8 protein-coding genes are annotated in these 9,908 nt (G+C 69.8%); 3 read left to right on the forward strand and 5 right to left on the reverse strand.

The genetic code is table 11. The annotated features are described in order from the left end of the window. Nucleotides 1–266: 266 nt before the first annotated feature. From ACFU99_RS20115 to ACFU99_RS20125, 3 genes are all read right to left on the reverse strand, one after another. Nucleotides 267–908: a superoxide dismutase gene (locus tag ACFU99_RS20115; protein WP_363229816.1), complete on the reverse strand. Its 642-nt coding sequence runs from the start codon at nucleotides 906–908 to the stop codon at nucleotides 267–269. Nucleotides 909–1,072: 164 nt separating this feature from the next. Further along, nucleotides 1,073–2,500 carry an amino acid permease gene (locus ACFU99_RS20120; protein WP_384393797.1) on the reverse strand — a complete coding sequence of 476 codons (1,428 nt, stop codon included), beginning with the start codon at nucleotides 2,498–2,500 and terminating at the stop codon, nucleotides 1,073–1,075. A gap of 302 nt (nucleotides 2,501–2,802) precedes the next feature. After that, nucleotides 2,803–4,206 (reverse strand): amino acid permease, encoded by a 1,404-nt coding sequence (locus tag ACFU99_RS20125; protein WP_384393799.1) that lies wholly within the window; start codon nucleotides 4,204–4,206, stop codon nucleotides 2,803–2,805. Nucleotides 4,207–4,498: 292 nt separating this feature from the next. On the opposite strand from ACFU99_RS20125, the gene ACFU99_RS20130 reads away from it, so the two are divergent. Further along, nucleotides 4,499–5,101 (forward strand): biotin transporter BioY, encoded by a 603-nt coding sequence (locus ACFU99_RS20130; protein ID WP_384393802.1) that lies wholly within the window; start codon nucleotides 4,499–4,501, stop codon nucleotides 5,099–5,101. 176 nt (nucleotides 5,102–5,277) lie between these two features. On the opposite strand, the gene ACFU99_RS20135 is transcribed toward ACFU99_RS20130, so the two are convergent. Next, nucleotides 5,278–5,979 (reverse strand): hypothetical protein, encoded by a 702-nt coding sequence (locus tag ACFU99_RS20135; RefSeq protein ID WP_384393805.1) that lies wholly within the window; start codon nucleotides 5,977–5,979, stop codon nucleotides 5,278–5,280. A 143-nt stretch (nucleotides 5,980–6,122) separates the two neighbouring features. Here ACFU99_RS20135 and ACFU99_RS20140 point away from each other — a divergent pair, with 143 nt between their 5' ends. Then, nucleotides 6,123–7,766 (forward strand): serine/threonine-protein kinase, encoded by a 1,644-nt coding sequence (locus tag ACFU99_RS20140; protein ID WP_384393807.1) that lies wholly within the window; start codon nucleotides 6,123–6,125, stop codon nucleotides 7,764–7,766. Here the strand turns inward: ACFU99_RS20140 and ACFU99_RS20145 are convergent. Beyond that, nucleotides 7,730–9,184: an amino acid permease gene (locus ACFU99_RS20145; RefSeq protein ID WP_384393810.1), complete on the reverse strand. Its 1,455-nt coding sequence runs from the start codon at nucleotides 9,182–9,184 to the stop codon at nucleotides 7,730–7,732. The genes ACFU99_RS20140 and ACFU99_RS20145 overlap by 37 nt on opposite strands. A 194-nt stretch (nucleotides 9,185–9,378) precedes the next feature. On the opposite strand from ACFU99_RS20145, the gene ACFU99_RS20150 reads away from it, so the two are divergent. After that, nucleotides 9,379–9,864: a ribose-5-phosphate isomerase gene (locus ACFU99_RS20150; protein WP_384393812.1), complete on the forward strand. Its 486-nt coding sequence runs from the start codon at nucleotides 9,379–9,381 to the stop codon at nucleotides 9,862–9,864. Nucleotides 9,865–9,908: the final 44 nt, after the last annotated feature.

Consider the following 9,908-nt stretch of genomic DNA (forward strand, 5'->3'; position numbering starts at 1 on the left):
GCGCAGGCGGTCCATCAGCCATTCCTTCTCCGCGCTGTTGAGTTGCCGGTGCGGCTCGTCGCGCTTGCAACTGGTGCAGTACAGCGCCATGGCACCTCCTCGGACAGTCCGGACATTCAGGAGGTAGCGGAGTCTAGGCGGCTGTTAGACGGCGCGACAGTGCAAAAGCAGACGGCCCTCGCGAGTCACGTCCTCGCGGGGGCCGTCTGTCTATCCGCCTGCCAAGCGAAGGTTGAGAAGACGATCACGAGGCAGGACGCTCTTCGCTACGGAGCCAACAGCAGGTTATTGGCCCGCTCCTTGGCGGCGGTGTAGCGCTTGGCCACGTCCTGCCAGTTGACGACCTGCCACATGGCCTCGATGAAGTCCACCTTCTGGTTCTTGTACTGAAGGTAGAAGGCGTGCTCCCAGGCGTCGAAGACCAGGATCGGGACCGAGCCCTGGCCGACGTTGCCCTGGTGGTCGTAGATCTGCTCGACGATGAGGCGGCCGGTGACCGGCTCGTACGCGAGGACGCCCCAGCCCGAGCCCTGCGTGGTGGCCGACGCCTTGGTCAGCTGGGCCTTGAACTTGGCGAAGGAGCCGAAGGACTCCGCGATGGCGTCCGCGAGGCCGCCCACGCCGTCCTTGTCCAGCGGCTCGCCGCCGCCGTCACCGGTCATGTTGTGCCAGTAGATGGAGTGCAGGATGTGGCCGGAGAGGTGGAAGGCCAGGTTCTTCTCCAGGCCGTTGATCGAGCCCCACTGGTCCTTGTCCCGGGCCTCCTCAAGCTGCTCCAGGGTGTCGTTCGCACCCTTGACGTACGCCGCGTGGTGCTTGTCGTGGTGCAGTTCGATGATCTCGGGGCTGATGACCGGAGCCAGCGCCGAGTAGTCATACGGGAGTTCAGGAAGTGTGTAGATGGCCATGCCGAGCCCTCTCCGACTGCGTGTTGCAATTAACTTGCAGGTAGACGCTACCAGCAGGAGCAATCCAAACGCGGGAAAGGGTGGCGTCCTGCGACAAAAGACCGAGGCGGGGTAGGACCTGAAGATCAGGACCTGCCCCGCCCCGGTCAGGAGCGTGCGCCGCGTCAGTTCTTGGCGGCTACCGCCCGCTGTCGCAGGTATCCGACGAGTGCCAGCACGACCGTCAGCCCGGCGGTGAAGTACAGCTGGAGCCGGGTGTCCTCCTCGCGGAGCATCAGCGCCAGCACGCCGACGATGGCGATCAGCGCCGCCCAGGTCAGATACGGGAAGAGCCACATCCGCACGACGAGCCGCTCGGGCGCCTCGCGCTGGAGCCGGCGCCGCGACAGCAGCTGGGTGGCCGCGATGAAGGCCCACACCACGAGCACGGCGGCGCCGGTCATGTACAGCAGCCACTTGAAGACGGTCTCCGGCCACCAGTAGCTGAGCAGCACCGCGAAGAAACCGAAGGCGGAGGAGGCGAGCACGGTCAGCCGGGGGACGCCGCCGAAGGTCCGGCCGAGGAACTTGGGGCCCTGGCCGCGGGCCACGAGCGAGTACGACATCCGGGACGCGCCGTAGATATTGGCGTTCATCGCGGAGAGCAGGGCGATCAGCACGATGACGTTCATGATCTGGCCGGCCGCGGGAATGTCGAGGTGGTCCAGGACCGCGACGTACGGGCCGTCCTTGACCACCGACTTGTCGTCCCACGGGATCAGCGTGACGACCACCAGCATCGAGCCGACGTAGAAGAGGGCGATGCGCCACATCGCGGTGCGGACCGCCTTCGCGACGCCGCGCACCGGGTGCTCCGACTCGGCCGCCGCGATCGTCACGGTCTCCAGGCCGCCGTAGGCGAACACGGACGCCAGCAGGCCGATGATCAGGCCGTTCAGGCCGTTCGGCAGGAAGCCGCCCGCGCCGGTGAGGTTGTCGGACCCCGGCGAGCTGGTGCCCGGCAGCAGCCCGAGGACGGCGAGCACGCCCAGCACCAGGAAGACGCCGATCGCGCCGACCTTCAGCGTCGCGAACCAGAATTCGAACTCGCCGAAGTTGCCCACCGCCGCGAGGTTCGTACCGCAGAAGAGGACCATGAACAGCAGGACCCACATCCACGAGGACGTGGCGGGGAACCACGAGACCATGATGGCCGCCGCGCCGATCGCCTCGACCGCGATGCCCACGCACAGCTCGACCCAGAACATCCACCCCGCGGTGAACCCCGCCCACGGGCCTATCGCGCGTTCGGCGTGCACGGAGAAGGTGCCCGACGCCGGGTTGGCCGCGGACAGCTCGCCGAGCATCCGCATCACGAGCATCACCAGCAGACCGGAGACCGCGTACGCGAGCACGATGCCGGGCCCGGCCTTGGCGATGCCCGCGCCCGACCCCACGAAGAGGCCCGCGCCGATCACACCGCCCAGCGCGATCATCGACAGGTGGCGCTGTTTGAGGCCGTTCGACAGTGATGCGTCGCCGGGCGCTACGGGGGCGCTTGGTGCGCCGGAGACCTCGCGCTCATGCGCGGAGGACGCAGGGGTCCGAGTCATGGTCGTGGCTGTCCTCAGGCGTGAGATCGGTAAGGAGGGACCTCAGTGTGGGGCGCGTGTTCGCTCAGGACAACAGGCGTGACAGAGGTGTTCGATATTCAGTCCTGATCGTGACTGTGTGTACCTGAGTGGTCGTCAGAAACGTCTCTGTGCGGCATCGTGCGCTGTGCGTTACCGGACTCCGTACGTCCGAATCCCGTGCGGGCGGCGTCGGTTCCGTACGTCCGAATCCCGCGTATCCGGCCCTGCCGAAGCCTGTTCTGCCGTGCCGCCTTGCCGAGCCCAGTCCCGCGTACCCCGCGCTACCGCGCCGCCCCGCGCAGCCGCCACTCCCTGAGCAGGGACACCAGCAGCACCACGCCCGTGGCCCCCGCCGACCACAGCAGCTGCGGCCGGGCCGAGTCGTCGAACAGCATCAGCACCAGCACCGTCGCCATCGCGGCCAGCGCCGCCCACGTCAGCCAGGGGAAACCCCACATCCGCAGGGTGAGGCGGTCCGGGAGCTCGCGCTCCAGTCGTCGGCGCAGCCGCAGCTGCGAGGCGGCGATCAGCCCCCAGACGAAGAGCAGCACCGCGCCCACCGCGTTCAGCAGGTACTGGAAGATCGAATCCGGCCACTTCAGATTCAGCAGCACGGAGACGAAGCCGAAGGCGACCGACGCGAGCACCGCCCGCCGCGGCACCCCGCCGCCCGACACCGCCAGCAGCGAGCGCGGCGCCTCGCCGCGCTCGGCCAGCGAGAAGACCATCCGGGACGAGCCGTAGAGGTTGGCGTTGAGGGCGGACAGCAGCGCCACGAACACCACGATGTTCATGATCTGCCCGGCGGCCGGCACCCCGATCGCGTCCAGCACCGCCACGTACGGGCTCTTCCCCGGCCGCATCGAGGACCAGGGGAGGAGGGCGACGATGACGAGCATCGAGCCGACGTAGAAGAAGAGGATGCGCCACACGGCGCTGCGCACCGCGCGGCCCACCGCGCGCCCCGGGTCGTCCGACTCGGCGGCCGCGATGGTGACGACCTCCAGGCCGCCGAAGGCGAAGACCACGGCGAGCACGCCGGAGGTCACCCCGCTCCAGCCGTTCGGCAGGAAACCGCCCTGCCCGGTGAGGTTGGTGAGCCCCACCGCGTGTGTGTCGGGCAGCACCCCGAAGATCGCCAGCAGGCTCAGCGCCAGAAACAGAATGATCGCCGTGACCTTGAGCGTGGCGAACCAGAACTCGAACTCGCCGAAGTTGCGCACCGCCGCGAGATTGGCGCAGGTGAACACCACCATGAACAGCAGCACCCACGCCCACTGCGGCACCGACGGCACCCAGCCGTTCGCGATCTGCGCCGCGCCCGTCGCCTCCACCGCCAACACGACGACCAGCAGGAACCAGTACAGCCAGCCCACCGAGAAGCCGGCCCACCGCCCCAGCGCCCGCTCCGCGTGCACCGAGAACGCGCCCGAGGCAGGCATCGCCGCGGACATCTCGCCGAGCATCCGCATCACCAGCATCGCGAGCGCGCCCGCGATCAGATACGAGACGACGATGCCGGGCCCCGCGACGGCGATGCCCGCGCCCGAGCCCACGAACAGCCCGGCGCCGATCACCCCGCCCAGCCCGAGCATCGTCATATGGCGCTGTTTGAGCCCGGCGGCGAGCGGCTCTCTCGGACCGTCGGTACGGGACTCGACGGCACGTGCTGCGTCCTGCTGCATAACGCTCGTGACTCCCGAGGCGAGGCGTGGTCAGAGTGACCAATGTGTGGTCAGAAGGACCACAGTGTCCCCGCGCCCGACCGCGCCGCGCAAACCCCCGTCGCCGCGTGACAAGCCTCACGCGGCCCCCGGGAACCGGCGAACCCCCAGGCGGGCCGGGAAATCACGGCCCCGATCGGAACTCTCCAAGACCGGCCGCCCGGCTTTGTCACCGCCATACCGTGATCACGGAGAGCCCCTCCGCTAACGTCGCACTGTCGTTAACCGCCCCCTCGACCCCGCGGAGTAACCGATGGCCACCGCCGCCGCCACAGCTTCCCGGACCGGTACGGTCCTCGCCGATCTGCTCCCCGCCTCGACCGGCGCACGGGCCCGCGTCCGCGACGCCGCCCTCGTCCTCGGCGGAGCCGCCCTCACCGGCGTCGCCGCCCAGATAGCCGTCCCGGTCCCGGGCTCCCCGGTCCCGGTCACCGGCCAGACCTTCGCCGCCCTGCTGGTCGGCACCGCCCTCGGCGCGCGCCGCGGCTTCCTCTCCCTCGCGCTGTACGCCCTGGTCGGCATGGCCGGCATGCCCTGGTTCGCGAACGGCGCGGCGGGCGCGGGCGGCGCGACCTTCGGTTACGTGCTGGGCATGCTGCTCGCCGCGACCGTCGTCGGCTCGCTGGCCCGCCGCGGCGCGGACCGCTCCCCGCTGCGCACCGCGGGCACCATGGCGCTCGGCTCCGCGCTGATCTACGGGATCGGCGTCCCCTACCTCGCGCTGAGCACGCACATCTCGCTCTCCGCGGCCGTCGCGGCCGGTCTGACCCCGTTCCTCATCGGCGACGCGCTCAAGGCCGCGCTCGCGATGGGCGCGCTGCCCGCCGCCTGGAAGCTGCTCGGCCGCCGCGGCTGAGCACGGGAGACACGCCCGTACGGGCCGGGGCCCGCGTCCGAGGGGATCGGACGCGGGCCCCGGTGTCGTGTACGGGTCCGGCGCGCTGACGGGCCGGACCCGCCGTGCCGTGCTCCGCTGATCCTCGTGTCCCGTTTGATCCTCGTGACCCGTTGGCGCTCCGGCGCGCCGCGCGCTCAGTGGCGGCCGTGCTTACGGGTCGTCAGCCAGATCCCCGCCGCGCCCGTGGCCAGCAGCACCACGGCGATCCCGCCGGTCAGCGGGAGGGACGACGGCGTGCCCGTACTGGGCAGCTCGCTCTTGCTCGGGCCGGGCGACGGGCTCTTCCCCGACGAGCCGGCCGGTACGTTCCGCGTGCCGAGCAGCAGCGGGGTGTCGGGCGCGTCGGAGCTGGTGTCGGTGGTGCCGAACTGGACCGGGCCCTGCTGCCACAGCACGGTCTTGGTGTTGCCCAGGGTGACCGGGAGGCAGATCTGCCCGGTCTTCTTCAGATCGAAGCTCGCGTCGACCTGGTAGCTGCGGCTCTTTCCCGCGGCCAGTTTATCGATGGGGCAGGCGAATCCGCTGTTCGAACCCGGTGGCAATTGTGCGGTCGGGATGGCCGTGCAGCCCTTGACGGCGTTGACGCGCATCCCCTGGAACCCCACGACGCTGAGCGTGATCGCTCCGGTCGCCTTGGTTCCCTTGTTGGTGACCTTCGCGGTCAGCGCGGTTTTCCCGGTCTTCTTGTCGACGGAGATCTTGGCCGGCAGCTCCGTGCTGATCTTGTAGCCGGCCGGGGCGCTCGCCCCCGGACTGCCACCCTCGCTGCTGCCGGGCGACGGCTCGGCGGCCAGCGCCTCGAAGGGCAGCAGCAGCATCGCACCGGTGACGGCCACTACCCATAAGGATCGTCGCTGATTACTTCGTCGCATTTTCGTTCCCCCCTATCTGTAGTCTCTACAGAAGTATTTGAATAGGTACCACAAGATTGCGTTCGTGAGGGGTACGGGAAGCTATTTCCGTAATGGGGGCGGGCCTGGTGGGAAACAAGAGCGGCGAGGTGCAGGGGCGATTGGTGGTCGATCGCTACCGGCTGCTGGAATTGATCGGGCGGGGCGGAATGGGACGCGTGTGGCGCGCCCGCGACGAAGTGCTCGGCCGGCCGGTGGCCGCCAAGGAGATACGGCTCGACGAACTCGTCGGCGAGGACAGCGCCGTGGCGCGCGAACGCAGTCTGCGCGAGGCGCGGGCCACGGCCCGTATCGACCACCCCAACGTCGTGCGGGTCTACGACGTGGCGGAGGAGGACGACCGGCTGTGGATCGTGATGGAGCTGGTCGACGCCCGGTCGCTCGAACAGGTCCTGACGCAGGACGGCCCGGTGACGCCGCACGAGGCCGCCCGGATCGGGCTCGGCCTGACCCGCGCACTGCGCTCGGTGCACGCCGTCGGCGTGCTGCACCGCGACATCAAGCCGGGCAACGTCCTGCTCACGGTGCGCGGCCGGATCGTCCTCACGGACTTCGGCATCGCCGCGATGCAGGACGCGGCGGCGCTGACGATGGCCGGCACGCTGGTCGGCTCGCCGGAGTACATGGCCCCGGAGCGTATCGAGGGCCGCGAGCAGGGGCCGCCCTCGGACCTGTGGTCGCTCGGGGCCACGCTGTGCGCGGCGGTCGGCGGCCGGTCTCCGTTCATGCGGGCGACGACGCTCGCCACGCTGCACGCCGTGCTGTACGAGGAGCCGGAGATCCCGGACACGGCGGGCCCGCTGCGGCCGACGCTGGCGGAGCTGCTGCAAAAGGAGCCGGGGCGGCGCCCGACGCTCGACGGGACGGAGTCGGAGCTCGCGCCGCTGGCCGAGCCGGCGCCCGAGCAGCGGCCGCACCCGCCGACGGTCCTCGCCGAGCAGCCGCCGCCGCCCGTGTCGCCCCCGCGGGAGGAGCCCGTACCGCCCCGTCGGCAGCAGCCGGAGCAGCGGTCACCCGCCCCGCCGTCCCACGACCCCACCGTGGCCGACGTGCCCGTACGCGACGCGCCGCCCCGCGGCGCGCGGCGCAGGACGGCGATGATGGCGGCCGCCGCCGTGGTGGCGGTCTCGGCGGTGACGGCCGGGGTGGTCTTCGCCCTCCAGGGGCCGGACACCGGCGGCTCTGCGTCGTCTGGGTCTGCCGGCTCCTCGGCCGCCCGGAGCAGCGCGGCCTCGCCCCAGGAGAAGTCGCCGAGCGGTTCGGCTTCGGCGAGCGGTTCGCGGCCGGCGGACACCGCCGCGGCGCAGCGCCAGGAGGACGGTTTCAGCTGGGCCCCGCCCTCCGGCTGGAACCGCACCGAGCGCAGCCCGAGCGACATCAGCTACAGCCCCAAGGACGGCACCGTCGAACTGTCGGCCTCCCAGGGCCGTACGACGGAGGACCTGCTGACGCACTGGCAGCGCTTCGAGCGGGACTACCAGGGGCGGCCGGGCTACCGCAAGCAGCGGCTGGAACGCACCACGTTCCACGGCAACCCGGCCGTGATCTGGGAATACGCCTTCCTCCAGGGCGGTCAGCCGGGCCACGGCCAGCAGCTCGGCTTCACGAACGGGGGCCGTACGTACCAGGTCAGCGTCTGGTACCTGGACCCCGTGCGCGCCACCGCCCTCGACGTCTACTCGCGCGCCAAGGACTCGTTCCGCACCCGGTGACGGCGGCGGTCCAGGATCAGACCGACGGCCAGCACCAGCGCGCCCACGACCACGGACATGATCATCTGCTTGCGGCCCGCGTCGTCGTAGAACATGTAGCCCACCACGAAGATGATCACCGCGATGGTCGCGTAGGTCAGATACGGGAAGAGCCACATCTTGACCGTGTGCCGCTCGGGCATGTCGCGCTCGATGACCCGGCGCATCCGCAGCTGCGAGAAGCAGATGACGAGCCAGACGAAGAGGGCGACCGCGCCGGACGAGTTGAGCAGGAAGTTGAAGACGGTGTCCGGCGAGGTGTAGTTGAAGATGACGGCGACGAAGCCGAAGGCCACCGAGGACCAGATCGCGACGGCGGGCACGCCGCGCTTGTTGACCTGGCCGAAGGACTTCGGCGCGTCACCGCGCTGGCCGAGGGAGAAGGCCATGCGGGAGGCGGTGTAGAGGCCGGAGTTGAGACAGGAGAGCACGGCGGTCAGCACGATGACGTCCATGACGGTGCCGGCGTGCGGGATGCCGATCTGGTTGAGCACGGCGACGTACGGGCCGACCTTGACGATCTCCGGGTCGTTCCACGGCAGCAGCGTCACGACGAGGAGGATCGAGCCCAGGTAGAAGATGCCGATGCGCCAGATCACGCTGTTGGTGGCCCTGGCGACCATCTTCTCGGGGTTCTCGGACTCGCCCGCGGCCAGGGTGACGATCTCGCTGCCCATGAAGGAGAAGACGACGAGCAGCATGCCGGAGAGGATGGTGCCCGGCCCGTTCGGCAGGAAGCCGCCCTGCCCGGTCAGATTCCCCAGCCCCACCGCGTGGGTGTCCGGCAGCACGCCGAAGACGGCGAGGGCCGCGACGACGATGAACACGGCGATCGCCACGACCTTGATGCCGGCGAACCAGAACTCGAACTCGCCGTACGAGCCGACCGAGACGAGGTTGGTCGCGGTCAGGAGGATCATGACGATCAGCGACCAGCCCCACTGCGGGACGGCCGGTATCCACCCGTTGAGGATGGTCGCGCCGGCGGTCGCCTCGACGGCGAGCACGACGGCCCAGAAGAACCAGTACAGCCAGCCGATGGTGAACCCGGCCCAGCGGCCGAGCGCTCGGTCCGCGTAGGCGGAGAAGGAGCCGGAGGCCGGGTCGGCGGCCGCCATCTCGCCGAGCATCCGCATCACGAGCACGACCAGGAGGCCGGCGAGCGCGTACGAGATGAGGATGCCGGGTCCCGCCTTGGCGATGCCCGCGCCGGAGCCGACGAACAGGCCCGCCCCGATGACGCCGCCGATGGCGATCATCGAGAGGTGGCGATTTTTCAGTCCGGCCTTGAGGCTGTCTTGAGGTTCATGAGAATCTGGGGTGCTGCTCGGATCACCGGTGGCCGACGCCTTTGTCGTGATCGGTGGTGTCGCGCTCATATTTGTGCACGTTCCTTAGCTGCAGTCTTTGGCAGGACGGCGTTCCGTAACCGGCATGCAGGCGGTTACGGGTCCAGGCATTACAGCTTTTCGAAGGCGTCTTACGGAAGCCCCTGATCCGTAATGTTGTATTCACCCTCGGTAGCAGCACCCTGGAGCGTCTGCCCGCTCCCGGACGTGCCACACTCGACGCCATGCGCGTGTACCTCGGCTCCGACCATGCCGGTTACGAACTCAAGAACCACCTCGTCGAGTGGCTGGGGGCCCACGGCCACGACCCCGTCGACGTCGGCCCGCACATCTACGACGCCCAGGACGACTATCCGCCGTTCTGCCTGCGGGCGGCCGAGCGGACCGCCGCGGACCCGGACAGCCTGGGCATCGTGATCGGCGGCTCCGGCAACGGCGAGCAGATCGCCGCCAACAAGGTCAAGGGCGTACGGGCCGCACTGGCCTGGAGCGAGCAGACCGCCCAGCTCGGGCGCGAGCACAACGACGCCAACGTGCTGTCCGTCGGCGGCCGGATGCACACCGAGGAGGAGGCGACCCGGTTCGTCGAGATCTTCCTCAACACCCCGTACAGCGGCGAGGAGCGGCACACCCGCCGCATCGAGATGCTGAGCGCGTACGAGGCCACGGGCGAGCTGCCGCCCATCCCGGCGCACCACCCCCAGCCGTAACGGCGAGTCTTGGGACGGCCGGGCCGCCGCTGCGGTGGCCCGGC

This window comes from Streptomyces sp. NPDC057654 (assembly GCF_042800135.1).
Lineage (GTDB): Bacteria > Actinomycetota > Actinomycetes > Streptomycetales > Streptomycetaceae > Streptomyces.

Excerpts from the sequence above, each read along its gene's own strand:
- ACFU99_RS20115 (WP_363229816.1), bottom strand. The coding sequence starts at position 908 with ATGGCCATCTACACACTTCCTGAACTCCCGTATGACTACTCGGCGCTG.
- ACFU99_RS20145 (WP_384393810.1), bottom strand. The coding sequence starts at position 9,184 with ATGAGCGCGACACCACCGATCACGACAAAGGCGTCGGCCACCGGTGAT.
- ACFU99_RS20150 (WP_384393812.1), top strand. The coding sequence starts at position 9,379 with ATGCGCGTGTACCTCGGCTCCGACCATGCCGGTTACGAACTCAAGAAC.
- ACFU99_RS20130 (WP_384393802.1), top strand. The coding sequence starts at position 4,499 with ATGGCCACCGCCGCCGCCACAGCTTCCCGGACCGGTACGGTCCTCGCC.
- ACFU99_RS20120 (WP_384393797.1), bottom strand. The coding sequence starts at position 2,500 with ATGACTCGGACCCCTGCGTCCTCCGCGCATGAGCGCGAGGTCTCCGGC.
- ACFU99_RS20125 (WP_384393799.1), bottom strand. The coding sequence starts at position 4,206 with ATGCAGCAGGACGCAGCACGTGCCGTCGAGTCCCGTACCGACGGTCCG.